The following is a 26,551-nucleotide window of genomic DNA, read 5'->3' as shown; positions in this document are numbered from 1 at the left end:
TCTCCATCAGGCGCGCACGGCGGCGTGCACGGGATCGGCCGCGGCTTCGGCCGGCGGCGGCGCATCGGACGCGGGGCCCTTGCGCACGGCATGCAGCATGACCTTCACGCCGATGATCAACAGCGCGGTGTAGAGCACCAGGAAGATCGCCAGGCTGATGGCGAGGTCCAGAATGGTCAGGCCCGACGCCGCGTAGTAGGTGGGCAGCACGCCTTCGATGACCCAGGGCTGGCGGCCGTACTCGGCCACGAACCAGCCGCATTCGATGGCGACCCAGGGCAGCGGCAGGCTCCACAGGGCGACCTTGAGCAGGCCAGGCCGGCTGTCGAGGCGGCCGCGCGAGGCCAGCCAGAACGCCACGGCGAAGAACAGGATGAGGTACATGCCCACCGCCACCATGACGCGGAAGGTCCAGAAGAGCGGCGCCACGTTGGGCACGGTGTCCCAGGCGGCCTTCTTGATGTCTTCTTCGGTGACCTTGCTCATGTCGGACTGGTAGCGCTTGACCAGCAGCGCGTAGCCCAGGTCGGGCCAGGTCTTGTCGAAGGTCATGCGCGCGTCGGTGTCCTTGGGATTGGCGCGGATCTTCTGCAGGGCCTCGTAGGCCACCATGCCGTCGCGGATGCGGTTCTCGGCGCGCAGGACCAGGTCGTCGATGCCCAGCAGCGGCGTGGTGAGCGAGCGCGTGCCGATGATCCCCATCACGTACGGGATCTGGATCGCGAAGTCGTTCTTGCGCTCCGCCTGGTTGGGAATGGCGATGAGGTTGAAGTCCGCCGGCGCCGGCTCGGTGTGCCACATGGACTCCATGGCGGCGATCTTCATCTTCTGGTGCTCGGTGGTGAGGTAGCCGCTTTCGTCGCCCAGCACCACCACCGACAGCGCCGAGGCCAGGCCGAAGCTGGCGGCGACGGCCATGGAGCGCTTGGCCAGGTCGGTATGGCGGCCGCGCAGCAGGTACCAGGCGCTGATGGACATCACGAACATGGCGCCGGCCACATAGCCCGCGCTCACCGTGTGCACGAACTTGGCCTGGGCCACGGGATTGAAGAGCACCGAAGCGAAGTCGGTCATCTCCATGCGCATGGTGTCGGGGTTGAACACCGCGCCCACCGGGTTCTGCATCCAGCCGTTGGCGATGAGGATCCACAGCGCGGACAGGTTGGTGCCGAAGGCCACCAGCCAGGTCACGACCAGGTGGCTCACCTTGGACATGCGATTCCAGCCGAAAAAGAACAGGCCGACGAAGGTGGCTTCCAGGAAGAAGGCCATCAGCCCTTCGAGCGCGAGCGGCGCGCCGAAGATGTCGCCCACGTAGTGGCTGTAGTACGACCAGTTCATGCCGAACTGGAACTCCATGACCACGCCCGTGGCCACGCCCAGCGCGAAGTTGATGCCGAAGAGCGTGCCCCAGAACATGGTCATGCGCTTCCAGATCTGGCGGCCGGTCATGACGTACACGCTCTCCATGATGGCCAGGATGAAAGAGAGGCCGAGCGTGAGGGGAACGAAGAGAAAGTGATAAAGCGCCGTCGCGGCAAACTGGAATCGCGACAGGTTGACGACGTCGAGATCAATCATTGTTGCGCTCCCAAGGATTCGAGATGCCGCAGCAACCGGCGTGGTTCCCAGGCCGTCTCTCGCGCCATGATACGGGCGTTGGATACAACTTCATAGAGGTTTCCTGAAAAATTGGGGCGGATCAGCTCTTGCCCCGGAGTTTGCCGGCGAAACCCAGCACCTTCTGCACTTTCGAGCCGAGCTTCATCAGGCTCTGCAGGGTTTCGGGCGGCAGACGCTGAACCTCATCGAACCATCCGGTAGACAGTTCGATGAGCTCCAGCATTTCGGTCATGCGCTGTTGCGCGTAGCTATCGCCCGGCGCCTTGGCCGGCTCGAGCAGCGAATCGCGCAGCAGCGTCAGGGTGGGATCGACTTCGCGCTTGCGCTTTTCTTCCATCAGGATGCGGAAGATTTCCCACACGTCCTTGGGCGTCTCGAAATAGTCGCGGCGGTCGCCCACCTGGTGCATCAGCCGCACGAGCCGCCACGATTGCAGCTCCTTGAGGCCCAGGCTGACGTTGGAACGGGAAAAGCCCAGGGTCTCGGCGATGTCGTCCGCGTTGAGCGGTGTGGGCGACAGGAACAGCAGCGCATAGATCTGGCCGACGGTCCGGTTCACCCCCCATCGGCTGCCCATTTCGCCGAAGTGCAGGACGAAACGCTCGTTTTGAGGTGAAAGTTCCATGACCGCCTGTGCGATGGCCCCGCAGGGCCGTTCTGACAATTTTAGTTACGCTGGTTCTAGTTTTTTTTGAAATTATCGAACAAACTGTGATGAAGCGCAAATCCATTCCGCGAAAATGGGCATGCGACGGCGCGCAGTGTATCGGCCGGGCGGCGGGCCGGACCCGGCTTTATGTCCCCGATTCGCGGCTTTATTGATCTGGCGCAAGAAAAAAGCGCGCCGCCCCCGGGCAGCCTTCCGATGGCGAAAAAAAAACGGGCGCCATGGCGCCCGTTTCCCGAGAAATCCGGATGCGGTCCCGCCGGCCGCCGGAATGGGGTCAACCGGCCTTGACCGACACCGCGGCCGACACCCGCTTGGCCTTGGCGCGCGCCTCGGCCACGTCGTCGGCCACCGCCAGTCCCACGCCCATGCGGCGCTTCACGTAGGATTCGGGCTTGCCGAACAGGCGGATATCGGTGCCAGGCTCGGCCAGGGCCTCGGCCACGTTGTGGAAGCCGACCGCGCCGGCATCCACGCCGCCGTAGATGACGCAGCTGGCGCCCGGCTGGCGCAGCCGGGTATCGACCGGCAGGCCCAGCAGCGCGCGCGCATGCAGCTCGAACTCGCTCTGCGCCTGGGTAATCATGGTGACCATGCCCGTATCGTGCGGACGCGGGCTGACCTCCGAGAACCACACGTCGTCGCCCGCCACGAAAAGCTCCACGCCGAAAATGCCCAGGCCGCCCAGGTTGGAAGTGACCGCCAGCGCGATCTCGCGCGCCCGCTCCAGGGCCGCGGGCGACATGGGGTGCGGCTGCCAGCTTTCGACATAATCGCCGTCCACCTGCTTGTGGCCGATGGGCTCGCAATAGCGGGTTTCGATCTGGCCGTCGGCGCCGCGGGCGCGCACGGTGAGCAGGGTGATTTCGTAGTCGAAGCGCACGAAGCCCTCAACGATGGCCCGCCCCTTGCCCACGCGGCCGCCCTCCTGGCAGTAGCGCCAGGCGGCCGGAATGTCGTCGGCGCTCTTGAGCACCGACTGGCCCTTGCCCGAGGACGACATGACCGGCTTGAGCACGCAGGGATAGCCGACGCCCCCGTCGATGGCCTCGCGCAACGCCTCCTCGGAATCGACGAACCGATAGGGCGAGGTGGGCAGGCCCAGGGTTTCGGCGGCCAGGCGGCGGATGCCTTCGCGATTCATGGTGAGATGGGCGGCGCGGCTCGTGGGCGTCACGCGCGCCGCGCCCGCGGCCTCCCGCGACCAGCAGGTCGGTGGCAATGGCCTCGATTTCAGGGACAATGACGTGCGGCCGCTCCTGCTCGATGATTTTGCGCAGGGCCTCGGCGTCGGTCATGGGCACCACGTGCGCGCGGTGCGCAACCTGGTGGCCGGGCGCGTCCGCGTAGCGGTCCACCGCGATGACTTCCACTCCCAGCCGCTGCAGGGCGATGGCGACCTCCTTGCCCAATTCGCCCGCGCCGAGCAGCATGACGCGGGTGGCCAGGGGAGAAAGCGGCGTACCAAGAACGGGGCTGGGAATGCGGGACATGGATCGGACCTGAACGTGTGAATTAAGACGGGCGGCAAAAGAGCCGCCAGCATGCCATACCCCCCAGGCGGGGGCAAACCCGCCGCCTGATATTAAAATCCCGCCATGACCGACCATCCCACCATAACTTCCGAGACCGCGCTGGCATCTGCGCGCAGAACGCTGCAAATCGAAAGCCAGGGCCTGCACGACCTCGCCGCCCGGCTGGACGAGCGTTTCGCCCGTGTCGTGGACATGCTGCTCGCATGCCGCGGCCGGGTGGTGGTCAGCGGCATCGGCAAGACCGGCCACATCGCGCGCAAGATCGCCGCCACGCTGGCCTCGACGGGCACGCCGGCCTTCTTCATGCACGCAGCCGAGGCGGTGCACGGCGACCTGGGCATGATTACCCGCGACGACGTGCTGATCGCCATTTCCTATTCCGGCACGGGCCAGGAACTGCTGACCGTGCTGCCCGTGGTGCGCCGCATGGGCGCCGGGCTGGTGGCCATTACCGGCAATCCGCAATCCGAGCTGGCGCGGCTGGCCGACATCCACCTGGACGCCAGCGTGGCCCAGGAGGCCTGCCCGCTGAACCTGGCCCCCACGGCCAGCACCACCGCCGCGCTGGCCCTGGGCGACGCGCTGGCCGAGGGCGTGCCTCGAGGCGCGCGGGCTTCAGTCCGCAGGACTTCGCCCGCTCGCATCCGGGCGGCGCGCTGGGCCGCCGGCTGCTCACCCACGTCCGCGACGTCATGCGCAAGGGCGACGCCCTGCCCATTGTCACGGCGGGCACGCCCGTTTCCCGCGCCCTGGAGGTCATGTCGGCCAAGGGCATGGGCATGACGGTGGTCACCGATCCCCGGCAGCAGCCGCTGGGCATCTTCACCGACGGCGACCTGCGCCGCCTGATCGCGCGCCACGGCGACATCCGCAGCCTGCAGGTGGACGCCGGCATGACCCGCTCTCCGCGCACCATCAACCCCGATGCGCTGGCGGTCGAGGCCGCCCAGCAAATGGACGAACAAAGGCTCAATCACATGCTCGTGGTGGACCGCGACGGCAAGCTGCTCGGCGCGCTGCACATGCACGACCTGATGGCCGCAAAGGTGGTATGACAATGAATCTCCCCCGCTCCGTGCCCCACCCCGCCGAGGCCCTGGTCCTCGCGCGGATCGCGCCCGCCGTGCGCGAACGCGCCGCGGCCGTGCGCCTGATGGTGTTCGACGTGGACGGCGTGCTGACCGACGGCAGCCTCTACTACGGCGACAACGGCGAAGTGCAGAAGCGCTTCCACGTGCTGGACGGCCACGGTCTGCGCCTGCTCCTGGAAGGCGGTTTCAAGGTCGCGCTCATGACGGGCCGATCCGGCCCCATCGTGGCGCGCCGCGCCGCCGAGCTGGGCATCGCCGAGGTGATACAGGGCGTGCGCGACAAGGGCGCGGCGCTGGCCGAACTTGCGCAGCGTTCGTCGGTCCAACTCGACCAGACCGGCTATATGGGCGATGACATCATCGACCTGCCGGCGATGCAGCGCGCGGGCTTCGCCGCCAGCGTGCCCAACGCCCCGGGCTACGTCAGCCAGGCGGCGCACTGGGTGGCCAGCCAGCCCGGCGGCAGCGGCGCGGTGCGCGAGTGCTGCGACCTGCTGCTGGCGTCGCAAGGCCGGCTGGGCGCGCTGCTGGCCGCGCCTGGCGTGCTCGGCCCGGGCGCCATCCAGTGACGCGCCCCACCGAGTTCCCCTGCCCATGAAAGACCGCCTGCCCTCCCTCATCGCGCTGTTCCTGCTGCTGGTGCTCGTCCTGTGCAGCTGGTGGGCGGCCGATTACGCCCAACGCGCCGTGCAGGTCGACCCGCCGCGCCGCATCACCCACGAAATCGACGCCTGGTCGCGCGATTTCGTCATGCTGCGCACCGACCCCACCGGCAAGCCCATCAACCGCCTGGAAGGCGTCTACGCCGAACATTTCCCGGACGACGACTCCTACCACATCACCACGCCGCGCGCGGTCGGCCAGCGCGAAGACAGCCCCATCACCGTGGCGGTCTCCAAGACCGCGTCATGGAAGAAGGCGGCAAGCGCATCGTCATGAACGGCGACGCCCACGTGCACCGCCAGCCCGACGCCAACAACGACGTGCTGGACGTGCGCAGCCAGCAGCTCATCCTGCTGCCGGACGAAGACCTGGTCTACACCGACCTGCCGCCCAGGTCCTGAAAGGCCGCTCGCGGATGAACGGCACCGGCATGCGCTACAACAACAAGACCCGCCAACTGCAGGTTTCCTCCTCCACCGACGTGGAGATCTCGGGCGACGAAACCCGCAAGCGCCGCGAGACCGAGATTCCCGCCCACAACACTGACCAGAAGAAACCATGACCGATCTCCGGATTGTCCTCGCCCCGACGGCGCGCCTGATGGCGGCCGCCCTGCTGACGGCGGCGGCGCTCGCGCCCGCTTGCGCCGCGGACGCCAAGAAGCCCGCCGCGCCGGCCGAGGAGCCGAGCACGCTGATCCTGTCGGACACGCTGCACTACGACGACGTCAAGCGCCAGAGCATCTTCACCGGAAACGTCCACATGACGCGCGGCCTCATGACGCTGACGTCCGACACGCTCGAGATGCACGAAGACAAGGACGGCAACCAGTACGGCACGGCGACGGCCGACAAGGGCAAGGTCGTCACCATCCGCCAGGAGCGTCCGGAGAATTTCGAACTCATCGAGGGCAAGGGCCTGCGCGCCGAATACGATGGCACCAAGAGCACGTTCGACCTGATCGGCCAGGCCGTGGTGGTGCGCTACGTCTGTGGCAAGCCGCTGGACACCATACGCGGCGAGCGGGTGCGCTACAACGAAAAAAGCGGCACCTACGAAGCGCAAGGCGGCCCCAATTCGGCGGCCGCCGGCGGCCGCGTACGCTCGCTGGCCGAGCCGCGCGCCAAGTCGGACGCCCTCGTCGCCGAATGCCGCGCCAAGCAGCAGCAAGGCAAGCAGCCGACCCAGAACACCACCAAGAAGGGGCGTTAAGCGCGCTTTCCCAACCCCCATTTGCAGCCACGATGAACCAACCCTCCGTGCCGTCTCCCGTCACCTCCGCGCCGCTGGGCGTCAAACAAGGCAGCCTGCGCGCCACCGGACTGCGCAAGACCTACAACGGCCGCACCGTGGTGCAGGATGTGTCCCTGTCCGTCAACAGCGGCGAAGTGGTGGGATTGCTCGGGCCAAACGGCGCGGGCAAGACCACCAGCTTCTACATGATCGTCGGGCTGGTTCCCGCCGATGCCGGCCGCATCGAAATCGACGACGGCAACATCACGGCCATGCCCATCCACAAGCGGGCGCGCATGGGTCTGTCGTACCTGCCCCAGGACGCCTCGGTGTTCCGACGCCTCACGGTGGAGCAGAATATCCGCGCCGTGCTCGAACTGCAGTTCGACGCGCACGGCAAGAACCTGTCCACGGCCCGGATCAACGAACAGCTCGAATTGCTGCTGGAAGAACTGCAGATCGGCCATATCCGCAGCAATACGGCCATTTCGCTGTCGGGCGGCGAACGCCGCCGCGTGGAGATCGCGCGCGCGCTGGCCACCAGCCCGCGCTTCATCCTGCTGGACGAACCCTTCGCCGGCGTGGACCCCATCGCCGTGATCGAGATCCAGCGCATTGTGCGCTTTCTCAAGGGACGGGGCATCGGCGTGCTCATCACCGACCACAACGTGCGTGAAACCCTGGGCATCTGCGACCGCGCCTACATCATCAGCGAAGGCAAGGTGCTCACCGACGGCCATCCGGATGAAATCGTGGGCGACCCCGCCGTGCGCCGGGTCTACCTGGGCGAGCATTTCCGCATGTAACGCGCGCCCTCGCGAGGCGGCATCCGCCCCCCTTCGTCACGGCCCGGGATCATCCATAAAAGTGTCATGGACTTGCGGCAGATCAGCTTGTTTTATCGGCCCGAGTCTATACACTAGTACTACACAACCCGAATCACTGAACCAAGGAGAACGCCTAACGACTTCAACGCGCGCATTGCGCACCCATTTTCCTCTTTAGAAAGGAGAGCAAGCTATGAACCTGAGCATCTGCGGTCGTCACCTCGACGTCACCCCGGCCATCCGGCCGGTCACGCGCTGGCCCATCTGGCGGGCGACCTCCCGGGCGGCATCGCCCTGCTGGAAAAAACGCTGGTGCTCAACCCGATCTCGCGGCCGCATGGTTCCTCGGCGCCTTCCTGCGGCTGTGGCACGGCGACACCGAGGCCGCCATCGAGCATTTCGCGCGCGCCATGCGCTTCAGCCCCCTCGACCCCGAGCTGTACCGGATGCAGGCCGGCATGTCCGCCGCCCACCTTTTCCTGCGCGACTTCGACGCGGCCTCGTCCTGGGTAGAAAAAGCCTGCCGCGCCGCCGACGCGCGCCGCGCCATGGACGCCCTGCTCCGCCTCGACCCCGGCCCGCGCAAGGCCGGCTTGCCGGCACAGGCTGGCGCATCGCGCCAGGCGGCAAAAAGGCTGCCCGAAGGCAGCCTTCTCCCGTGCGGCGGAGAAGCGCACGTACCGGGTATGGGAGGGTCCGCGGCCTACACGTCGATATTGCCCGCCGACAGCGCGTGCGTCTCGATGAAGTTGCGGCGCGGCTCGACGTCGTCGCCCATGAGCGTGGTGAAGACTTCGTCGGCCGCGATGGCGTCCTCGATCTGCACGCGCAGCAGGCGGCGCACCTTGGGGTCCATGGTGGTTTCCCAGAGCTGCTCAGGGTTCATTTCGCCCAGGCCCTTGTAGCGCTGCTTGGAAATGCCGCGCTCGGCTTCGCTGCGCAGCCAGGCCATGGCTTCGCGGAAGTCGGCCACGGTCTGTTCCTTGCGCTTGTCGCCCTCGCCGCGCGCGACGATGGAGCCGGGCAACACCTTGCCCGAGAAGCTCTGGGCCGCCTTGGACAGCACGGCGTAGTCGGAGCCGCCGATGAAGTCCGCGTCGATGATGCTGACGCGCACGTTGCCGTGGTGCATGCGCCGCACCGAGAGGCGGTGCCTTTCGGTAACGGGGTCGAACTCGGGCACCACTTCCACGCCGTTGCCCGAGACCGGGTCGCGCATGGCGGCCTTCAGGCGTTCGGCGGATTCGGCCGTGGCCTGTTCGGAATCCAGGTTGATCTCCACGCCCTCGGCCATGGCCGACAGGGCCGCCACGTCGAACACGCGCGACAGGCGGCCGATGACGCCGTCGGCGGCCACGTACTGGCGCGCCAGCTCGGCCAGCTCCTCGCCGCGGATGATGTTGCCGCCCGAGATGATCTCGGCCTCCTTCAGCGAGAGCTGCAGCATGAACTGCGCTTCTTCCGCGTCGTCCTTCAGGTAGCGCTCCTCGCGGCCGACCTTCACCTTGTACAGCGGCGGCTGGGCGATATAGACGTAGCCGCGCTGCACCAGCTCGGGCATCTGGCGGTACAGCAGCGTGAGCAGCAGGGTGCGGATGTGCGCGCCGTCCACGTCCGCGTCGGTCATGATGATGAGGCGGTGATAGCGCAGCTTGTCGATGTTGAAGTCCGGGCCGATGCTGGTGCCCAGGGCCGTGATCAGCGTGGCGATCTGCTCGCTGGCGATGAGGCGGTCGAAGCGCGCCTTCTCCACGTTGAGCACCTTGCCGCGCAGCGGCAGCACGGCCTGGAACTTGCGGTCGCGGCCCTGCTTGGCCGAGCCGCCCGCCGAGTCGCCCTCCACGATGTACAGCTCGCACAGCGCGGGGTCTTTTTCCTGGCAATCGGCCAGCTTGCCGGGCAGGCCGGCGCCCTCCAGCACGCTCTTGCGGCGGGTCATTTCGCGCGCCTTGCGCGCCGCTTCGCGCGCGCGCGCGGCTTCGATAATCTTGCCGCACAGCGCCTTGGCGTCGTTCGGGTGCTCGAGCAGCCAGGTTTCCAGCGTGCGGGCCACGGCCTCTTCCACCGCGGGACGCACTTCGCTGGACACCAGCTTGTCCTTGGTCTGGCTGCTGAACTTGGGCTCGGGCACCTTCACCGACAGCACGCAGGCCAGGCCCTCGCGCATGTCGTCGCCGGACGTTTCGACCTTGGCCTTCTTGGCCAGCTCGTTGTCGACGATGTACTTGTTGATGATGCGCGTCATGGCCGCGCGCAGGCCCGTCAGGTGCGTGCCGCCGTCGCGCTGCGGAATGTTGTTGGTGAAACACAGCACGCTTTCGCTGTAGCTGTCGTTCCACTGCATGGCCACTTCCACGCCCACCGGCACGCCGCCGGCCGACGATTCGGTGGATACCGCGAACACGTTGGGGTGCAGCACGGTCTTGCTGCGGTTGATGTACTCCACGAAGCCCTTCACGCCGCCGGAGAAGGCGAAGTTCTCTTCCTTGCCCTGGCGCTGGTCGATCAGGCGGATCTTCACGCCATTGTTCAGGAACGACAGTTCCCGCAGGCGCTTGGACAATATCTCGTAGTGGTACTCGATATTGGTGAAGATGATGGGGTCGGCCAGGAAGCGCACCTCGGTGCCGCGCTTGTCGGTCGTGCCCGTGACCGTCAGGGGCGCCACGCGCTCGCCCTGGCGGAACTCCATCTGGTGCACCTTGCCGTCGCGGCGGATGGTCAGGCGCAGCCATTCCGACAGCGCGTTCACGCAGGACACGCCCACGCCGTGCAGGCCGCCGGACACCTTGTACGAGTTCTGGTCGAACTTGCCGCCCGCGTGCAGCTCCGTCATGACGATTTCGGCGGCGCTGCGGTGGAATTCGTCATCCTTGTGGATGTCGGTCGGAATGCCCCGGCCGTTGTCGCTCACCGAAATGGAGTTGTCGGTGTGGATGGTGACGACGATGTCGTCGCAGTAGCCGGCCAGCGCCTCGTCGATGGCGTTGTCCACCACCTCGAACACCATGTGGTGCAGACCCGTGCCGTCGGAGGTGTCGCCGATGTACATGCCGGGGCGCTTGCGTACTGCCTCCAGCCCCTTGAGCATCTTGATCGAATCGGCGCCGTAGCCGTTGTTCTCGGGAGTGGTGTTCTGCTGATCTGACATGTGGATATCGATAAGGCTTTAAAGAGCGGCCTGGCGGCCGGACCGCTCGCGGCCGGCAAAGGTCCGCGAGCGGCGCAAATCCGCGTTGCGGCGGATCAGATGCGCATGGGCATCACGACGTATTTGAATTCGTCGTCTTCGGGCAGGGTGATGAGCGCGGACGCGTTCGCATCGGGCATGACCGACCACTTCACGTTGTCCACCTTGACGTTGGCCAGCACGTCGAGCAGGTAGCCGACGTTGAAACCCACGTCCAGCGGCTCGTGGCCGTAGTCGATGTCGATCTCTTCCTGGGCCTCTTCCTGCTCGGCGTTGGAGGAGGAGATCTTCATCTGGTTCTGCGCCAGCTGCAGGCGCACGCCCTTGAACTTGTCGGTGGTCAGGATGGCGGCGCGCTGCAGGCTGCCCTGCAGGGCCTCGCGGCCCACCAGGAAATGGCGGGTGTACGTGGTGGGAATCACGCGCGTGAAATCGGGGAACTTGCCCTCGACCAGCTTGGACACGAGCTCCACGTCGCCGAAGCGGAAGCGGATCTGGCCCGGGGCCACGTCGATCGAAACCGGCTCGTCGGAGTCCTCCAGCAGGCGCTGCATCTCGAGCACCGTCTTGCGCGGCACGATGACTTCGTGGCGTTCGCTGATGCCGTCGGCCGCCGTGGAGCAATGCGCCAGGCGATGGCCGTCAGTGGCCACGGCGCGCACGCGGCCGGGTTCGAACACCAGCAGCATGCCGTTCAGGTAATAGCGGATGTCCTGCTGGGCCATGGCGAAGTGCACCATGTTGAACAGGTGGCGCAGGGTGCGCTGCGGCATGGTCAGCGAGACGTCCCATTGCTCGGGCTGGGCCACGGTGGGGAACTCGCTGGCGGCCAGCGTCTGCAGCGCGAAGCGGCTCTTGGCCGACTGCACGGACAGCTTGTTGCTGGCCAGCGCCAGCTTCACGTCGCCGGTGTCGGGCAGCGCCTTCAGGATGTCGAGCAGCTTGCGCGCCGACACGGTGGTGGACTCGTTCTCCGCGCCCACGCCGAAATCTGCATGCGTGGTGATCTGCACCTCGAGGTCGGTTGCGATGAACGCGACCTTGTTGCCTTCCTTGCGCATCAGGATGTTCGCCAGGATGGGCAGGGTATGGCGTCTTTCGACGATGCCCGCCACAGTCGACAGCGGTTTCAGCAATGCATCGCGTGTGGTTTGTACGAGTTGCATGTTCATCCTTTTAGAGTTTGTTCCAACACGTGCAGGGTATGGTTCAGTTCCGCTTGCTTGGCGCGGGCATCGGAAATCTTGCGCACGGCGTGCAGCACCGTGGTGTGGTCCCGTCCGCCGAAGAGATCGCCGATTTCAGGCAGGCTTTTCTGGGTCAGCTCCTTCGCCAGGTACATGGCGACCTGGCGCGGCAATGCGATATTGGCGGGCCGGCGTTTCGAGTACATGTCGGCCACCTTGATCTTGTAGAAGTCGGCGACCGTCTTCTGGATGTTCTCTACCGTGATCTGGCCGTTGGACACGGACAGCAGGTCTTTCAGGGCCTCCTTGCAGACGTCCACCGTCAGCACGTCGCGGCCGTGGAAGCGCGCGTAGGCGAGCACCTTGCGCAGCGCGCCTTCCAGCTCGCGCACGTTGCTGCGCAGGTGCTTGGCGATGAAGAACGCCACCTCCTCGGGCATGGGCACGCCCTCGGATTCGGCCTTGCGCAACAGGATCGCCACCCGCATTTCGAGTTCGGGATGACCTTCTGGTGGCGGCGCTGTACGGAGCAGTCGCGCTCGAACAGGTACACGCAGTTGCCGTGCGTGTCCGCGAACACCTGGATTTCGATGTGGCGCGGCTTCTGCAGGTAGCGCTCGATGAGCACGCGGTCGTCGCCGAAGCTGGAGTCCTGCAGGTGCAAAGTCATGGCATGTTCCCGAAGTCAGGCGCCCAGATAGGCGCGTCGCACGCCTTCGTCCCGGGCCAGCGCCCCGGAGTCTCCCTCCAGGGCGATTTCGCCGTTTTCCAGGATGTAGGCGTAACTCGATACGGACAGCGCGAGCTTCACGTTCTGCTCCACCAGCAGGATGGTGATGCCTTGTTCCCGGTTCAGCCGCAGCACGATGTCGAAGATCTGCTCGACGACGATGGGGGACAGCCCCATCGACGGCTCGTCGAGCAGGATCATGCGCGGGCGCGCCATCATGGCGCGCGCCGTGGCCAGCATCTGCTGTTCGCCGCCGGACAGCGTGGCGGCCTTCTGTTCCAGGCGTTCGCGCAGCCGCGGAAAAAGGTCGCATACGCTGTCCAGGTCCGCGCGGGCGGCCGCGCGGTCGGCGCGCAGGTAGGCGCCCATTTCCAGGTTTTCGCGCACGCTCATGTCGCGGAAGATTTCGCGCCCCTTCCGGCACCTGCACGATGCCGCGGCCGACGACCGCGTCGGCCGGCAGGCGGTGGATGAGCTCGCCGGCCAGGCGCACGCTGCCCGCCGTGGGCGGCACCAGGCGCGATACGACGTTCAGGGTGGTGGACTTGCCCGCGCCGTTGGCGCCCAGCAGCGCCACGATGGCGCCGTCCGGCACCGCGAGCGATACGTCCCGCAGGGCCTGGATGTTGCCGTAGGCGGCCGATACGGCGTCGATTTCAAGCAGGACATCAGGCATCGGCGGCTCCCTTGCCCAGATAGGCCTCGATGACGCGCGGGTCTTGGCGCACCTGGGCGGGCGACCCTTCCGCGATCTTCTCGCCGAAGGACATGACGGTAATGCGGTCGGAAATGGACATCACCAGCTGCATGACGTGTTCCACCAGCAGCACCGTGATGCCTTCGTTCGCGCAGAGCTCCTTGAGCAGCCGGTCGAGCACTTCGATTTCGCGATTGCGCAGGCCGGCCGCGGGCTCGTCCAGCAGCAGCAGGCGCGGGGAGATGGCCAGCGCGCGCGCCAGCTCCAGCATCTTCTGGCGGCCGAAATCCAGGCTGCAGGCGGGGCGTGTCCAGGTGGTCGGCCAGGCCCATGCGCTCGAGCAGGTGCTCAACGCGCTCGCGCTGCTCGGCGCCCGCCGGGCGCAGCGCGCGCCGCCACCCCGCCGCGCCCTGCGCGTAGGCGCCCAGCAGCGCGTTTTCGCGCACCGTGAGCGCGCCGAACAGCTCCAGGTTCTGGAAGGTGCGCGCAATGCCCAGCGCCGCCATCTCGTGGGGCTTGCACCGTGTGATGTCGGCGCCGTCGAACCAGATGCTGCCGCCGCTGGGCTGGTAATAGCGCGAAATGCAGTTGAAGGTCGTGGACTTGCCCGCGCCGTTCGGGCCGATCAGCGCGTGGATGGCGCCCCGCCGCACTTGCAGCGACAGGCCGTCGATGGCGGTCAGGCCGCCGAAGCGCACGGTGAGTCCGCGCACGTCGAGATAGGGATGGCCGCCCGCCGCGCGCGCTCTTCGCGCGGCGTGTTCCCGTATCCGCTCCTGGCATGCTCCGGCGGGTTCATGCAATTCTCCTCTGCCGGCGCGCCGGAGCCGCGGCCGGCCCGGCTGCCGGACGCTTGGCGCGGGCCCGGTCCGCGAACAGCCCTTTGGGCGCGAACATCATGAAGCCCATGAGAATCACGCCGTAGATGATTTCCTGGAACGAGAGCGCCTGGCGCAGCAGTTCGGAGATCAGGCCGAAGATCAGCGCGCCGGCGACCGCGCCGCGCACCGAACCGATGCCGCCGACCACGACCATGGTGAGAATGAGGATGGTGGTCTGGAAGCCCAGGCTCTCGGGGTGGATGAAAGACGCGAAAGTGGTGTACATGCCGCCGGCGATGCCGGCGTAGGCGGCCGACAGCGTGAACGCGGCGCGCTTGACGGCGTTGACGTCGATGCCCATGGCCTGCGCGGCGACCTCGCTTTCGCGCACGGCGCGCAAGGCCGACCCGAACTGCGAGCGCGACAGGGCTACCGTGGCCCAGAGCAGCAGGGCGGCGATCAGCGCCACGAACGGATAGGCCCGGATGTCGGACACCAGCTCGTAGCCGAAGAGCGAGGCGGGCGAGAGCCGGTAGCCGTTGGAGCCGTTGGTGACGGACTGCCAGTTCAGGAACACCCACTGCATCGCCTCGCCGAAGGCGAAGGTGGACAGGGCGAGATAGATGTCGCGCATGCGCAGCGACAGCGCGCCGATGACATAGCCCAGCGCGGCCGCCAGCAGGCCGCCGGCGGCAATGGACAGGAAGAAAGGCGGATGCCAGGCGTTGTTGATGAGGCCGGCGGTGTAGATGCCCACGCCGTAGAACGCGGCGTGCGAGAGGGCGAACTGCCCGGTTTCGCCGATGACCACGTGCAGCCCCAGCGCCAGCACCACGAATACCAGCAGCAGGTTCGCCACGTAGATGACGTAGCCGGTGCCCACGAAAGGCAGCGCGGCCAGCCCCGCCGCCAGGAACGCCAGCAGGATGCGGTCGATGGGCTTGGTCATACTTTCTTCACCTGCAGCCTGCCGCCCAGCAGCCCCTGCGGGCGCAACAGCAGCACCACCATGATGGCGACGAACGGCGCCACCACGATGGCGTTGGTCGAAATGAACAGGCCCACCAGGTTCTCGGCCACGCCGATCACGAAGCCGCCCGCCACCGCGCCCGGCAGGCTGCTGATGCCGCCCACGATGGCCGCGGCATACGCGAGAATCGCGATATGGCCGATGTCCGGCGTGATCAGGATCTTGGGCGTGATGAGCAGCGCGGCCACGGCCGAGATCAGTCCCGACAGGCTCCACACCAGGGCGCGGATCCGCGCCAGGTTCACGCCCGCCAGGCGGGCCGCCTTGGGATTCATGCCCACCGCGCGCATGGCCTTGCCCACGCGGGTATGGGCGAACATGAGCCACAGCAGCAGCATCGCGCCCACGGCCACCGCGAAGATCACCAGGTCCAGGCGGGTGAGAACGGCGTCGCCGATGACGACGGCGTCGGTCGGGGCCAGGGGCGGCAGCGAGCGCGGGGTGTCGCCCAGCCCGGTCTGGCGCACCAGCCCCTTTAGCGCGTAGGCCAGGCCCAGGGTGGCGATGACGAGCTGCACGCCCACGCCGCGCGAGGCGAGGACGCGCTCCATGACGATGCGCTGGAACAGGCCCGACACGGCGGCCACCAGCGCCAGCGTGACGGGGATGACGGCAAGATAGGGCCATCCCAGCACCAGCGTGAGAAAGAGCGCGACGTAGCCGCCCAGCATGAAGATCTCCCCCTGGGCGAAGTTGGGCACGTCGGTGGTCTTGAAGATGATGACCACGGCGATCGCCAGCAGCGCATACACGCTGCCCGTCACCATGCCCGACAGCACCCCCTGCTGCAGGAACAACCAGATTTCGGCAAGGCTCATGATGTTCTCCGGCCGGCCCGTTGCGCGCGGCGGCGCTATTGCTTGTATTGCCAGACGCTCTTGAACGCGCCGGGCACCAGGGTCATGTTCGTGCCGTCGAATTTGATGTAGATGGCGGCTTCCTGCGCGGCCCGGTCCCGGGGGCCGAACTCGATGGGGCCGGCCATGACGCCCGAGTCGAATTTCATGGATTCCAGGGCCTGGAGCACCTTCGCGCGGGTGGGCTCGGGGCCGGCGGCCCTGAGCGCGTTGACCACCGCCATGGCCGGCGGGATGCCGTAGGGCATGTAGGTCTGCGGATGGCCGGGCTTGGCGGCGAGGTCCGGATACGCCTCGCGATACATGTCGTACACCCAGCGCAGCTTGGGGCTGCCCGGCAGGTCGGCCAGCACGTCCTGGATGTACACGTTCTTGAAGGCGTCCTTGGCGCCCACGTTTTCCACGAGCTGCTTGAGGTCGGCCGTGCCGTTGACGGCCAGCACGATGGGCTTGCTCCAGCCCAGTTCGTGCGCCTTCTTGATGATGAGCGCGGCGGGACGCGCGTAGGTCGTGAGCAGCAGCACGTCGGGGTTGGCGGCGCGTATCTTGAGCATGGGGGCGGTGACGTCGGTGATGTTGGGGTTCACCGATTGCACCTGCAGGTCCACGCCGCCAAGGTGGGCGGCCTGGGCGCGCGCCGCCTCCAGGTTCCAGCCGCCGTAGGCGTCGTCGTGGTTGATGTAGCCGATTTTCTTCGCCTTGAGGCGTTCGGCGGCGAACTGCACCATGGAGCCGCCCACGGCGTGCTGCGAGATCGAGAATGCGCCGTAGATGTATGGGGACGGCGGGTACAGCGCGCCGTCGCCGGAGGCGTTGAGCATGACGAGCGGCACTTTCTCGCGTTCCACGTATTCGCGCGCGGCCACCACCGCGGCCGAGCACGAACCGCCGTTGAGCAGGAACACCTTGTCCTGTTCGGCGAGCTTCTTCACGGCGGCCACCAGGTCGTTGGCGTTGCAGCGGTCGTCTTCGATGACCAGCTCGATGCGGCGCCCGTTGACGCCGCCTTCGCGGTTGACCTTGTCGTACCACATTCTGGCGGCGTTCAGCACGTCGAACCCGTAGGCCATGCCGCTGCCAGAAAGCGGCGCGAACAGGCCGATCCTGATGGTCTTGCCGGTGATGCCCGGCTCGTTCTGCGCCTGGGCGCCGAACGCCAGGGCGCAAAGCACGGCGGCCGCATGGCGGCGGAAATGCTTCATGGTCTGTCTCCCGTGATGGATGTGCGCCCTCGTCCGTGGCGCTTGTCTCGTATGAAGGGCCGCGCCGTTACTGCATGCGGTAGCCGCCGTTGACGTCGATGATGCTGCCGGTGATGTACCCGGCCTCTTCGGAAGCCAGGAAGCGCACCGCCGCCGCCACGTCCTGCGCCGCGCCGATGCGGCCCAGGGGGATGGCCCGCGCCGCGGCCTCCAGCGCGCCGCTGCTGGTGACGGTGCTGCTCAGCATGTCGTGTCGATGAGGCCGCGCGCGACCCCGTTGACCGTGATGCCGAGGTGCGCGGACTCGCGCGCCATGGCTTTGGTCAGGCCCAGCACGGCCGACTTGGCCGCGATATAGGAAGCGCTGGAGCGGTAGCCGCCCAGCTGGGCGGCCACGGACGTGAAGGTGACGACGCGGCCGTGGACCAGGGGCCGCGCCTCGCGGCGGCGCAGGTAGGCCCGGCCGCACAGGAACACGCCGCGCGCGTTCACGGCGAAGCTGCGCTCCCAGATGTCGAGCGTGGTGTTCTTGATGAGCGGGCGTTCGCCGTCGGCCTGGAACAGCAGCAGGCCGGCCGCGCTGACCAGGACGGCAACCGGCCCGTGGCGGCGCTCGATATCGTCGAAGGCGTTCTCCACGGCCGCTTCGTCGCTTACGTCGAAGGCGTGGGCGGCATGCGGCGCGCCCAGCCCGGCCGCCACGGCGGCCGCGCGGTGCGCGTCCAGGTCGGAAACCACGACGCGGTAGCCGGACTGCGCCAGCTCCCGGCAAACGGCGGCGCCGATGCCGCCCCCGCCGCCCGTGACCAGGGCCAGCCGCGTCCCGGCCGCATCCTTGGATACATTGACCATCTCGTCTCCTCCGCTGCCCGCGTTTTTCGGTCGGGCATCGCTATTTTTCGACGATTATGTATACATGGATGATGAGGAGATATCCGGGTTTACCCGCGACAAGTGGATTTATCAGCCTTTTTCCGGAGTGACAGTTCCGGTTTCGTTGCTCATGGATTCATCATGTATACAATGATGCCCATGGACACGCTATCGCAACACGTTACCGACACTTTGCGCGACTGGGTGCTGCACGGGAAATTCAGCCCCGGCTCGCGGCTGGAAGAGATCCCGCTGGCGGAGATGCTGGGCGTGTCGCGCACCCCCGTGAGGGCGGCGCTGGCCACGCTGGGCAATGAAGGGCTGCTCGACCACCTGCCCAAGCGCGGCTACACGGTGCGGGCCTACGACCTGGGCGAGATCGTGGCGGCATACGAGGTGAGGGCCGTGCTGGAAGGGCTGGCCTGCCGCCAGGCCGCGCTGCGGGGCCTGACGCACGATACGGTGGCGGTGCTGCGCAACTGCCTGGACGAGGGCGACCGCATCCTGGGCAAGGGCGTGCTGCTGCCGGAAGACCACCTGCCGTACCAGCGGGTGAACATCACGCTGCACAACCGCATCCTGGAAGCGGCCGGCAATCCCTGGGTGCAGCGTTTCGCCGCGCAGGCGCAGGCCATTCCGTATGCCTCGGACCGCATCATCCTGTGGGACGACCACGGCATCATCCTGCGTTCGCACGACGACCACCACCGCATCGTGGACGCCATCGTCGCGCGCGATGGCGCGCGCGCGGAGGATCTGATGCGCGAGCACGTGTACTACGCCGGCATCATCCTCAAGAACAACTATGAACGGCTGGCGCGGGGAGCCGCGCAGCAGGCCAGGCCCTGACGGCCTGTCCGCCTCAGGCGGGGGCGCCGGTTTCCAGGCAGGGGTGGAATTCGCCGGTCTTGGGATCGCGCAGGAACAGCACGCCGGTGGCGACGCCGAAGTAGGTGCCGTGCAGTTCCAGCTCGCCTTTCTCCACGCGGCGGCGGATGGCGGGGAAGGTCATGAGGTTTTGCAGGCTGTGCTCGATGACGGCGAGCTCCAGGCGCTTGATGTTGGCGTTGCGGTCGCCGGTGCCGGGGCCCAGGCGCTCGGCCACGGGCGCGATCTGCGACATCCACTTGCCGATGAAGTCGATCTTGGTGAGGGGCTTGGCGTCGTCGTAGAAGGCGCGGATGCCGCCACAGGAGGCGTGGCCCAGCACGACGATGTGCTTGACGTTCAGCGCATTGACCGCGAACTCGATGGCCGCGCTGGTGCCGTGATAGGAGGACTCGGAATCCGGGTCGCAGGGCGGAACCAGGTTGGCCACGTTGCGCACCACGAACATCTCGCCCGGGCCCGCGTCGAAGATCACCTCGGGCGACACGCGCGAATCGCAGCAGCCGATGATGAGGATTTCGGGGCTCTGGCCGGACTCGGCGAGTTTTTCGTAGCGGCTGCGTTCGGAAGGAAAGCGGCCTTCCAGGAACGATTGATAGCCTTCTGAGAGTCTTTTGGGGAACATGATGTGCCTTCCTATATCGGGGCCCGTCTCGGATGGCGGGCGTGCGGACGGCGGATACAACAAGGGGCTTCTGTGGAAGCCCCCGGTTGATCGCGTCGACTGATCAGAATTTTCCCACACTTGCCCTGCCGCACCCCCCGCTAAACCCTGCATGCGTCAGGGTTTTGGCCCGCCCGCGGGGCCTCAATCGGCCTGCACGTCCAGGGCGGTGACGCGGGAGAATTCCAGCGGCGTCACGGCCTTGAGCTGCTTGATTTCGCCGTCGGCCATCGGCCCGAGTCGGTCTTCGTGCACGCGGCCGACCTCGCGGCCGGCGGCGTCGTACAGCACCAGCGTCACCCGCACGTTGCGGATGTCGCGGCCGCTCTGGTTGGCCAGCACCGCCGTGATGACGGATTCGTTGCGGGAGGCGTCGCGCACGGCCTGCAGGTTGCCCAGCGTGACGCCGTAGGCCAGGCTTTGCGCGTGGAGAGGGCCGGCGAGCGCGGCCAGCAGCGCCAGGACGGCCATGGCGGTTCTCATGGGGATCTCCCGGGGGGCGGCGCGGCGGCCGCGTTGCCGCCTATCTCACCCGAATCCGCGCCCGGCCGCAACGGGCCGGCACGCAACTGTCTGCGAGCTGAATGCAGCCGGCTGCAAGTCCTTGCAATTCCTGGCCTTTCGCCGCTTGCGCGGCGTTGCCGATTGTCAGATGATCGTTACGCCGGCAAGAGGCCGGCGCATCGATCCAGCCTATGCCCGGCCGTGCGGCGCGGGCGGGCGCGTTCAAGGGAGAAACCCCATGCTTTCCTGCAATCGCAAGCTGGCTCTGGCTTTCGCGCTTTCCGTGGGATTCGGCGGCGCAGCGCTGGCGCAGACGCCGCCCAACCCGCCAAGGCGCCCACCGCGCAGCAGCAGCGCATGACGGAGTGCAACAAGGCGGCCGAGGGCAAGAAGGGCGACGACCGCAAGACTTTCATGAGCAGTTGCCTGAAGGGCGAGGCGCCCGCCAAGTCCCTCACGCCCCAGCAGCAGAAAATGAAGGACTGCAACGCCAAGGCTGGCGAGCAAAAGCTCACGGGCGACAAGCGCAAGACTTTCATGAGCACCTGCCTGAAGGGCTGAACGTCCGGCCCGCGTGCGCCTCCTCGTCTGCGCGCCAGACGGACGAGGGCGCGCCGTCAGACGGTGGCGATGGGCGTCACCGGCGACCCGATCGCGTGCGGCAGGCGCAGCGGCGGCGCGGTCAGCATGAAGCGATGGCGGCCGTTGGCGTGCAGCCATTCGGCCAGGTCCTTCAGGTACCAGAGCTCGGCCAGCGGCAGGCCGAGCTTGAACAGGCAGTGGTGGTGCAGCGGCAGCATGGGGCGCTGGCCGGTCTTCTCGCGGGCGGGGTACGCCTCGACCGCATAGTTGTCGGCGCAGATCGCGGCGATGCCGCTGTCGGTGATCCACTGCAGCAGGGCCTCGTCGGTGCCGTCCAGGGCGGCGCCGTAATGGTGCAGCGTCTCGGCGTCGGGCTTGCCGTTCATGGCGACCACGGCCTCGGCGTAGCCGGTGCGCAGCACCAGCATGTCGCCGGGCTCCACCTCGATGCCGTCCGCTTCCATGGCGCGGGCGAGTTCGGCCTTGCCCACCAGCGTGCGGCCCTCGCCGTAATGGCGCAGCAGGTCCACCAGCACGGCGCGGCCCTGCATGCCTTTTTGCGCCAGGTTTTCCACCCCCAGCTTCAGCGCGGCCGACGCGCCGCCGCTGCCGCAGCCGCAGCCGGCGTGTTCGGCGTCGGCCGGCCCCACGATATCCACGCCGGCCTGATAGCCGTTGTAGTAGCGCAGCTCGGCGCGGCCGTCGCCGTCGGCGTCGAACAGGGCGCCCACGTGGGCCAGCGCGTCCCATTGGGTCGAGTACTGCATGGACAGCAGCACCTGGTCGTCGCTGAGCACGTCCACCGCATCGGGGTTGACGTTGCGCAGGGGGAAGTTCAGATAGGGCGTGTCCTGCAGCCGCGTCGGACTGAGCTGCGGCGGATGGCGGCGCGGGTTGAGCACGTTGCCGCCCGGCAGGTCCAGGGGCAGCGACAGGCAGAAAGTCTTGCCGGCGCGGATCTCGCGGGCGCCCTTGAGCACCTGCTCCTCGGTAATGAGGTTGAGCCGGCCGAGCTGGTCGTCGGGGCCGAAGTCGCCCCAGTTGGAGCCCTCGGGGCGGTGTTTCCAGCGCTGCATGGCGTTACTCCGTCAGGAAGCCCAGCACTTCGCGGGTGAACGCCTCGGGCTGTTCCCAATTGGAAATGTGGGAGACGTCCAGCTCCACGTAGCGGGCGCCGGGAATGGCCTCGGCCAGTTCGCGGCCCTGGGCGGGCGTGGCGGCCAGGTCGTGGGTGCCGGAGATGACCAGAGTGGGCGCCTGGATGCCGCTCACGCGGTCGCGCAGGTCGGCGTCGCGCAGAGCGGCGCAGTTGCCCTGGTAGCCGGCGTCGGGCGTGCGGCGCAGCATGTCGACCAGGACTTGGGTCAGGCCCGGCTCGGCGGCGCGGTAGCCGTCGGTGAGCCAGCGCTCCACCAGCGTGGGCGCCATTTTCTCGAGCGTCTGCTCGCCGACGGCGGCGATGCGCGCGCTCCAGCCTTCGGCCGTGCCGATGCGGGCGGCGGTGTTGCACAGGACGAGCCTGTCGATCAGCTCGGGGCGCTCCAGGGCCAGCCACATGCCGGTGGGGCCGCCCATGGACAGGCCGCAGAAGTGCGCGCGCGCGATGCCCAGGTGTGCGAGCAGTTCCGCCACGTCGTTGCCGAGCTGGGCGAAGGTGTATTCGCCGGCGGGCGCCGAAGACTTGCCGTGGCCGCGCGTGTCGTAGCGCAGCACGCGGAAATGCTTGCTCAGTTCGGGAACCTGGCGCGCCCACATGTCGGCGCAGGTGCCCAGCGAATTGGAGAGCACGAGCGCCGGCGCGTCGGCGGGGCCATCGATAACGTAATACAGCCTGGCCTGGCTGAGATCGGCGTAAGACATGGGGAATTCCTGATGCGGATGGGGCGGCCAGCCGGCCGCCCCGGGATTACAGATAGCAGGCGCCGTCCACGTAGGCCTTGCGCCAGCGCGTGATGCTGACGCGCTCGAAGAGCCCGGCCTTGGAGAACGGGTCGGCGTCGATGAACTGCTGCGCCGCCTCGCGCGTGTCGAGGTCCACGACGTACAGGCCGCCGCCGGCGTCCTTGCCGTCGTCGCGCAGCTTGGCCCCGCAAGCCAGCAACAACTGCTTGTTGGCTTCCAGGAACGCCAGGTGCTCCGCGCGGTGCCGCTGGCGGACGTCCTGGTGGCCGGGCTTGTCGAAGGTTTCGATGATGTACGGCATGCGGGGCTCCTGTGCGGTCAGAGGGCGGAGGGGTGGCGCGCCAGCGCGGTGACCTGGATATCCATGTAGGGGAAGAGCGGCAGCGAGGACAGCAGCGTATGCAGCTCGTCGTTGCTTTCCACGTCGAAGATGCTCACGTTGGCGTAGCGGCCGGCTACGCGCCAGAGGTTCTTCCACTTGCCGTCGCGCTGCAGTTTCTGCGCCAGGGCCTTTTCGTCGGCCTTGAGCTTGTCGGCCCGCTCGGCGGGCATGTCGGGCGGAAGATTCACTTGCATTTGGACCATGAACAGCATGAGGGTCGTCTCCTGTGAAAGAAGCGCCCCGCGGCGGGCGGGGCGAGGGATGGTGCGGTCAGTTGGAGAATTTGAGCGGCAGGCCGGTCAGGCGAAGCAGCTCGTCGGCGGTCATGTCGCCGAACATGTCGATGACGGTGACGCCGTCGGCGCGGATGTCGAACACCGCCACGTCGGTGTACACGCGCGAGACGCAGCGCACGCCGGTGAGGGGATAGGAGCAGGTCTGGACCAGCTTGCTCTGGCCGTCGCGGGTGAGCAGCTCCATCATCACGAACACCGATTTCGCGCCGATGGCCAGGTCCATGGCGCCGCCCACGGCCGGGATGGCGTCGGGCGCGCCGGTGTGCCAGTTGGCCAGATCGCCGTGCTGCGAAACCTGGAAGGCGCCCAGCACGCAGATGTCCAGATGGCCGCCGCGCATCATGGCGAAGGAGTCGGCGTGGTGGAAGAACGAGCAGCCCGGCAGTTCGGTCACGGGCTGCTTGCCGGCGTTGATGAGGTCATAGTCTTCCTGCCCCTTGGCGGGGGCGGGGCCCATGCCCAGCATGCCGTTCTCGGTGTGCAGGATGACTTCGCGGCCGGCCGGCAGGTGGTTGGCCACCAGCGTGGGCAGGCCGATGCCCAGGTTCACGTAGGCGCCTTCGGGAATGTCCTGGGCGACGCGGGCGGCGATTTCGTCGCGGGTCAGTTTGTTGCTCATTGCTGCTCCTTGGCGGCCGGGGTGGCGCCGATCTGCACCACGCGTTGCACGAAAATGCCGGGCGTGACCACGTTTTCGGGATCCAGCTCGCCCAGTTCCACCACCTCGCGCACCTGCGCCACGGCCACGCGCGCGGCGCTGGCATGATGGGGCCGAAGTTGCGGGCCGTCTTGCGGTAGACCAGGTTGCCCCAGCGGTCGCCGCGCTCCGCCTTGATCAGCGCGTAGTCGGCGTGCAGGGGATACTCCAGCACGTAGTGGCGGCCGTTGATTTCGCGCACTTCCTTGCCCTCGGCCAGCGGCGTGCCGTAGCCGGTGGGCGTGTAGAACGCGCCGATGCCGGCGCCGGCGGCGCGGATGCGCTCGGCCAGGTTGCCCTGCGGCACCAGTTCGAGCTCGATCTTGCCGCTGCGGTACAGGCCGTCGAAAATCTGCGAATCCACCTGGCGCGGGAAAGAGCAGATGATCTTGCGCACGCGGTTGGCGCCCAGCAGGGCGGCCAGGCCGGTGGTGCCGTTGCCGGCGTTGTTGTTGATAATGGTGAGATCCTTGGCGCCCTGTTCGAGCAGGGCGTCGATCAGTTCCATGGGCTGGCCCGCCGTGCCGAACCCGCCGATCATGACGGTGGCGCCGTCGGGCACGTCGGCCAGGGCGGCGGCCGCACTTGCAACAAGCTTAGAAATCATGGTGTTCGCTCATAGGTGGCGTGTCATAATTTGTTCTTCTTTAGAACTTCCGTTCTTCTGAAGAACATCGTTTCATGGCGAGCAGGGAGCGTCAATCGCCGGCTTCCCCGATCGTCCACGGTTTGGCGGTTGCCCGCCTGCAGTCCCCAGCCCGCGATAGACGGGCGTGTTTCCTCTGTTTTGCGCACATTCCGGATGACCGAGCCTTCCCTGCAACCCAGCGACAGCTACGTGCAATCGTTCGCGCGCGGCCTGTCCGTGATACGCGCCTTCGGCCCCGGCCGCTCCGAGATGACGCTGTCCGAAGTGGCGGCCGTCGCCGGGCTCACGCGCGCCGGCGCGCGCCGCATCCTGCTGACGCTGGCGCACCTGGGCTACGTCACGGTCGCGGACCGCAAGTTCGCGCTCACCCCGCGCATCCTGGAGCTGGGCTACGCCTACCTGTCGGGCACGCCGCTGTGGAACCTGGCGCTGCCGTACATGGAAGAGGTGGCCGAGCAGACGCGCGAATCGTGCTCGGTGTCCGTGCTGGACGGCGCCGACATCGTCTACATCCTGCGCCTGTCCACGCACAAGGTCATGACCATCAACCTGGCCGTGGGCAGCCGCCTGCCGGCCTGGGTCACGTCCATGGGCCGCGTGCTGCTGGCCGGCCTTCCCGAAGCCGAGCTCGACCGCGTGCTGGCGCAAAGCGCCATCGAAAAGCTGACGCCCGACACCGTGACCGACGCCGCGCAGCTCAAGCGCATCCTGGCGCAGGTGCGGGCCGACGGCTACGCCTGCGTGGCGCAGGAGCTGGAGCCCGGCCTGCAATCGGTGGCCGTGCCCATCGTCGACCGCAGCGGCCGCGTGATCGCGGCCATGAACGTCAGCGGCCATTCCAACCGCTACACGCGCGAGGAAATGCTGCGGGCCTTTCTGCCGCCGCTGCGCCGCGCGGCCGACCAGGTCAACCACGCGCTGCTGCGCCGCTAGGCGGCGCGCGGAGGCGTTCGGGCGGGCAGTCATGGCCGCGGGCCTCAGATGGGGGCCACGCCCAGGGTCGTGCCGCCGCACACATACAGCATCTGGCCGGTCACGAAGCCGTTGTCGGGCGACAGGAAGAACATGGCGGCGCGCGCCACGTCTTCGGGCGTGCCCAGGCGCTTGACCACGATGCTCTTGATGATGCGCTCGGTCTGCGGGGCGCGGCCGGGTTGCTCTTGGTGAACAGCTCGGTGGCGATGGGGCCGGGGCCGATGGCGTTGACGGTGATGCCGTCGCCGCCCAGCTCCATGGCCAGCGTGCGCGTCAGCCCCACCAGCCCGGCCTTGGTGGCCGAATAGACCACGCGGTCCGGCTTGCCCAGCGCCGCGCGCGAAGACATGTTCACGATGCGGCCGAAACCCGCCTCGCGCATCGCCGGCAGCACCGCCTGCACCAGGATCAGCGCCGTGCGCAGATGCAGGTTGACCACGTAGTCCAGGTCGGCCAGCGTGGCTGTGTCGGCCGTGCCCGGGCGCGTAGCGCCCGCGTTGTTCACCAGGCCCACGATGTTGTAGGCCCCGGTCACTTCCCGCGCCACTTCCTTCGTGCGCGCCTCGTCCGTCAGGTCCGCCTGGTACGACACCAGACCTTCCGGCGGATTCTCCGGCAGCTTGTAGTCGATATTCACCACCCGATGCCCCGCATCGAGCAGCATCCGCACAATCGCCGCCCCGATCCCGGCGCTTCCGCCCGTCACCAGATACGCAGCAGGTTTGCTCATGTCGCTTTCCTTTCCCAGAATTCAAACACCCAAGAGAACGCGGCCCTTCCGCCTTC

20 protein-coding genes and 11 pseudogenes are annotated in these 26,551 nt (G+C 67.4%); 8 read left to right on the top strand and 23 right to left on the bottom strand.

Annotation, left to right across the window (positions count from 1 at the left end; all coding sequences use genetic code 11):
* Positions 1-6: 6 nt before the first annotated feature.
* The 3 genes and pseudogenes from AD428_RS01370 to purT all read right to left on the bottom strand — a co-directional run bounded on the left by AD428_RS01370 (position 7) and on the right by purT (position 3,783).
* Complete coding sequence (locus tag AD428_RS01370; RefSeq protein WP_053243865.1) at positions 7-1,581, bottom strand: cytochrome ubiquinol oxidase subunit I; 1,575 nt, start codon at positions 1,579-1,581, stop codon at positions 7-9.
* Between the two features lie 121 nt (positions 1,582-1,702).
* Complete coding sequence (locus AD428_RS01365) at positions 1,703-2,248, bottom strand: GbsR/MarR family transcriptional regulator (RefSeq protein ID WP_053243864.1); 546 nt, start codon at positions 2,246-2,248, stop codon at positions 1,703-1,705.
* A 319-nt stretch (positions 2,249-2,567) separates the two neighbouring features.
* Positions 2,568-3,783: pseudogene (gene purT / locus AD428_RS01360) on the bottom strand (formate-dependent phosphoribosylglycinamide formyltransferase).
* Between the two features lie 105 nt (positions 3,784-3,888).
* On the opposite strand from purT, the pseudogene AD428_RS01355 reads away from it, so the two are divergent.
* From AD428_RS01355 to lptB, 5 genes and pseudogenes are all read left to right on the top strand, one after another.
* A pseudogene (locus tag AD428_RS01355) lies at positions 3,889-4,880 on the top strand (KpsF/GutQ family sugar-phosphate isomerase).
* The gene (locus AD428_RS01350; RefSeq protein WP_082308204.1) at positions 4,877-5,485 is read left to right on the top strand and encodes a KdsC family phosphatase; all 609 of its coding nucleotides are present in this window, start codon (positions 4,877-4,879) and stop codon (positions 5,483-5,485) included. Before AD428_RS01355 ends, AD428_RS01350 begins: the two are co-directional and overlap by 4 nt.
* A 25-nt stretch (positions 5,486-5,510) precedes the next feature.
* Positions 5,511-6,141, top strand: a pseudogene (gene lptC, locus AD428_RS01345) (LPS export ABC transporter periplasmic protein LptC).
* A complete protein-coding gene (lptA, locus tag AD428_RS01340) occupies positions 6,138-6,791 on the top strand; it encodes a lipopolysaccharide transport periplasmic protein LptA (protein WP_053243862.1) in 654 nt (217 codons plus the stop codon). The pseudogene lptC and the gene lptA overlap by 4 nt, the downstream one beginning before the upstream one ends.
* A 32-nt stretch (positions 6,792-6,823) precedes the next feature.
* Complete coding sequence (gene lptB / locus AD428_RS01335) at positions 6,824-7,618, top strand: LPS export ABC transporter ATP-binding protein (RefSeq protein ID WP_053243861.1); 795 nt, start codon at positions 6,824-6,826, stop codon at positions 7,616-7,618.
* Between the two features lie 269 nt (positions 7,619-7,887).
* On the opposite strand, the gene AD428_RS26645 is transcribed toward lptB, so the two are convergent.
* From AD428_RS26645 to AD428_RS01290, 11 genes and pseudogenes are all read right to left on the bottom strand, one after another.
* On the bottom strand, positions 7,888-8,316 hold the full coding sequence (locus AD428_RS26645; protein ID WP_053245966.1) for a hypothetical protein: 429 nt from the start codon (positions 8,314-8,316) through the stop codon (positions 7,888-7,890).
* 26 nt (positions 8,317-8,342) lie between these two features.
* A complete protein-coding gene (gene gyrB, locus AD428_RS01330; RefSeq protein WP_053243860.1) occupies positions 8,343-10,790 on the bottom strand; it encodes a DNA topoisomerase (ATP-hydrolyzing) subunit B in 2,448 nt (815 codons plus the stop codon).
* Positions 10,791-10,885: 95 nt separating this feature from the next.
* Entirely contained in the window at positions 10,886-11,995 is a 1,110-nt protein-coding gene (dnaN, locus tag AD428_RS01325; RefSeq protein WP_053243875.1) for a DNA polymerase III subunit beta, read from the bottom strand.
* 2 nt (positions 11,996-11,997) lie between these two features.
* Positions 11,998-12,516, bottom strand: a pseudogene (locus tag AD428_RS01320) (helix-turn-helix domain-containing protein); the annotation flags it as partial.
* Positions 12,516-12,665 (bottom strand): annotated as a pseudogene (locus AD428_RS24165) (hypothetical protein); the annotation flags it as partial. The pseudogenes AD428_RS01320 and AD428_RS24165, both read right to left, overlap by 1 nt.
* 36 nt (positions 12,666-12,701) lie before the next feature.
* Positions 12,702-13,422: pseudogene (locus AD428_RS01315) on the bottom strand (ABC transporter ATP-binding protein).
* Positions 13,415-14,213, bottom strand: a pseudogene (locus AD428_RS01310) (ABC transporter ATP-binding protein). Before AD428_RS01310 ends, AD428_RS01315 begins: the two co-directional pseudogenes overlap by 8 nt.
* Positions 14,214-14,238: 25 nt before the next feature.
* A complete protein-coding gene (locus tag AD428_RS01305) occupies positions 14,239-15,213 on the bottom strand; it encodes a branched-chain amino acid ABC transporter permease (RefSeq protein WP_053243859.1) in 975 nt (324 codons plus the stop codon).
* On the bottom strand, positions 15,210-16,112 hold the full coding sequence (locus AD428_RS01300) for a branched-chain amino acid ABC transporter permease (RefSeq protein ID WP_053243858.1): 903 nt from the start codon (positions 16,110-16,112) through the stop codon (positions 15,210-15,212). The genes AD428_RS01305 and AD428_RS01300 overlap by 4 nt, the downstream gene beginning before the upstream one ends.
* 35 nt (positions 16,113-16,147) lie before the next feature.
* The gene (locus AD428_RS01295; RefSeq protein WP_053243857.1) at positions 16,148-17,353 is read right to left on the bottom strand and encodes an ABC transporter substrate-binding protein; all 1,206 of its coding nucleotides are present in this window, start codon (positions 17,351-17,353) and stop codon (positions 16,148-16,150) included.
* A 67-nt stretch (positions 17,354-17,420) separates the two neighbouring features.
* A pseudogene (locus AD428_RS01290) lies at positions 17,421-18,205 on the bottom strand (SDR family NAD(P)-dependent oxidoreductase).
* 162 nt (positions 18,206-18,367) lie between these two features.
* On the opposite strand from AD428_RS01290, the gene AD428_RS01285 reads away from it, so the two are divergent.
* A complete protein-coding gene (locus AD428_RS01285; protein WP_235488761.1) occupies positions 18,368-19,075 on the top strand; it encodes a GntR family transcriptional regulator in 708 nt (235 codons plus the stop codon).
* Positions 19,076-19,088: 13 nt separating this feature from the next.
* Here the strand turns inward: AD428_RS01285 and AD428_RS01280 are convergent, their stop codons facing one another.
* Both AD428_RS01280 and AD428_RS01275 read right to left on the bottom strand, forming a co-directional pair.
* The gene (locus AD428_RS01280; RefSeq protein ID WP_053243856.1) at positions 19,089-19,739 is read right to left on the bottom strand and encodes a carbonic anhydrase; all 651 of its coding nucleotides are present in this window, start codon (positions 19,737-19,739) and stop codon (positions 19,089-19,091) included.
* 183 nt (positions 19,740-19,922) lie between these two features.
* Positions 19,923-20,261, bottom strand: a complete 339-nt coding sequence (locus AD428_RS01275; RefSeq protein WP_053243855.1) for an FxLYD domain-containing protein — start codon at positions 20,259-20,261, stop codon at positions 19,923-19,925.
* Between the two features lie 259 nt (positions 20,262-20,520).
* Here AD428_RS01275 and AD428_RS01270 point away from each other — a divergent pair.
* Positions 20,521-20,843: pseudogene (locus AD428_RS01270) on the top strand (PsiF family protein).
* A 56-nt stretch (positions 20,844-20,899) separates the two neighbouring features.
* On the opposite strand, the gene AD428_RS01265 reads toward AD428_RS01270, so the two are convergent.
* From AD428_RS01265 to AD428_RS01240, 6 genes and pseudogenes are all read right to left on the bottom strand, one after another.
* Entirely contained in the window at positions 20,900-21,940 is a 1,041-nt protein-coding gene (locus AD428_RS01265; RefSeq protein ID WP_053243854.1) for a cyclase family protein, read from the bottom strand.
* A gap of 4 nt (positions 21,941-21,944) precedes the next feature.
* Entirely contained in the window at positions 21,945-22,724 is a 780-nt protein-coding gene (pcaD, locus tag AD428_RS01260) for a 3-oxoadipate enol-lactonase (protein ID WP_053243853.1), read from the bottom strand.
* Positions 22,725-22,770: 46 nt separating this feature from the next.
* Entirely contained in the window at positions 22,771-23,067 is a 297-nt protein-coding gene (locus tag AD428_RS01255; protein ID WP_053243852.1) for a YciI family protein, read from the bottom strand.
* A 17-nt stretch (positions 23,068-23,084) separates the two neighbouring features.
* On the bottom strand, positions 23,085-23,360 hold the full coding sequence (gene catC / locus AD428_RS01250; RefSeq protein WP_053243851.1) for a muconolactone Delta-isomerase: 276 nt from the start codon (positions 23,358-23,360) through the stop codon (positions 23,085-23,087).
* Positions 23,361-23,418: 58 nt separating this feature from the next.
* Positions 23,419-24,063 (bottom strand): 3-oxoacid CoA-transferase subunit B, encoded by a 645-nt coding sequence (locus tag AD428_RS01245; RefSeq protein ID WP_053243850.1) that lies wholly within the window; start codon positions 24,061-24,063, stop codon positions 23,419-23,421.
* Positions 24,060-24,748: pseudogene (locus tag AD428_RS01240) on the bottom strand (3-oxoacid CoA-transferase subunit A). The gene AD428_RS01245 and the pseudogene AD428_RS01240 overlap by 4 nt, the downstream one beginning before the upstream one ends.
* Positions 24,749-24,943: 195 nt before the next feature.
* On the opposite strand from AD428_RS01240, the gene AD428_RS01235 reads away from it, so the two are divergent.
* Positions 24,944-25,723 carry an IclR family transcriptional regulator gene (locus AD428_RS01235; protein WP_053243849.1) on the top strand — a complete coding sequence of 260 codons (780 nt, stop codon included), beginning with the start codon at positions 24,944-24,946 and terminating at the stop codon, positions 25,721-25,723.
* A 44-nt stretch (positions 25,724-25,767) separates the two neighbouring features.
* On the opposite strand, the pseudogene AD428_RS01230 reads toward AD428_RS01235, so the two are convergent.
* Positions 25,768-26,495, bottom strand: a pseudogene (locus tag AD428_RS01230) (SDR family NAD(P)-dependent oxidoreductase).
* Positions 26,496-26,551: the final 56 nt, after the last annotated feature.

It is taken from the genome of Achromobacter sp. DMS1, from assembly GCF_001270295.1.
The sequence above is the reverse complement of the archived record's forward strand: the minus strand, read 5'-3'. Positions and strand labels throughout refer to the sequence as shown.

Excerpts from the sequence above, each read along its gene's own strand:
- lptA (WP_053243862.1), top strand. The coding sequence starts at position 6,138 with ATGACCGATCTCCGGATTGTCCTCGCCCCGACGGCGCGCCTGATGGCG.
- AD428_RS01350 (WP_082308204.1), top strand. The coding sequence starts at position 4,877 with ATGACAATGAATCTCCCCCGCTCCGTGCCCCACCCCGCCGAGGCCCTG.
- AD428_RS01305 (WP_053243859.1), bottom strand. The coding sequence starts at position 15,213 with ATGACCAAGCCCATCGACCGCATCCTGCTGGCGTTCCTGGCGGCGGGG.
- catC (WP_053243851.1), bottom strand. The coding sequence starts at position 23,360 with ATGCTGTTCATGGTCCAAATGCAAGTGAATCTTCCGCCCGACATGCCC.
- AD428_RS01265 (WP_053243854.1), bottom strand. The coding sequence starts at position 21,940 with ATGCAGCGCTGGAAACACCGCCCCGAGGGCTCCAACTGGGGCGACTTC.
- gyrB (WP_053243860.1), bottom strand. The coding sequence starts at position 10,790 with ATGTCAGATCAGCAGAACACCACTCCCGAGAACAACGGCTACGGCGCC.
- AD428_RS01275 (WP_053243855.1), bottom strand. The coding sequence starts at position 20,261 with ATGAGAACCGCCATGGCCGTCCTGGCGCTGCTGGCCGCGCTCGCCGGC.
- AD428_RS01255 (WP_053243852.1), bottom strand. The coding sequence starts at position 23,067 with ATGCCGTACATCATCGAAACCTTCGACAAGCCCGGCCACCAGGACGTC.
- pcaD (WP_053243853.1), bottom strand. The coding sequence starts at position 22,724 with ATGTCTTACGCCGATCTCAGCCAGGCCAGGCTGTATTACGTTATCGAT.
- AD428_RS01295 (WP_053243857.1), bottom strand. The coding sequence starts at position 17,353 with ATGAAGCATTTCCGCCGCCATGCGGCCGCCGTGCTTTGCGCCCTGGCG.
- AD428_RS01285 (WP_235488761.1), top strand. The coding sequence starts at position 18,368 with ATGTATACAATGATGCCCATGGACACGCTATCGCAACACGTTACCGAC.
- AD428_RS01235 (WP_053243849.1), top strand. The coding sequence starts at position 24,944 with ATGACCGAGCCTTCCCTGCAACCCAGCGACAGCTACGTGCAATCGTTC.
- AD428_RS01245 (WP_053243850.1), bottom strand. The coding sequence starts at position 24,063 with ATGAGCAACAAACTGACCCGCGACGAAATCGCCGCCCGCGTCGCCCAG.
- AD428_RS01280 (WP_053243856.1), bottom strand. The coding sequence starts at position 19,739 with ATGTTCCCCAAAAGACTCTCAGAAGGCTATCAATCGTTCCTGGAAGGC.
- lptB (WP_053243861.1), top strand. The coding sequence starts at position 6,824 with ATGAACCAACCCTCCGTGCCGTCTCCCGTCACCTCCGCGCCGCTGGGC.
- dnaN (WP_053243875.1), bottom strand. The coding sequence starts at position 11,995 with ATGCAACTCGTACAAACCACACGCGATGCATTGCTGAAACCGCTGTCG.
- AD428_RS01300 (WP_053243858.1), bottom strand. The coding sequence starts at position 16,112 with ATGAGCCTTGCCGAAATCTGGTTGTTCCTGCAGCAGGGGGTGCTGTCG.
- AD428_RS01365 (WP_053243864.1), bottom strand. The coding sequence starts at position 2,248 with ATGGAACTTTCACCTCAAAACGAGCGTTTCGTCCTGCACTTCGGCGAA.
- AD428_RS01370 (WP_053243865.1), bottom strand. The coding sequence starts at position 1,581 with ATGATTGATCTCGACGTCGTCAACCTGTCGCGATTCCAGTTTGCCGCG.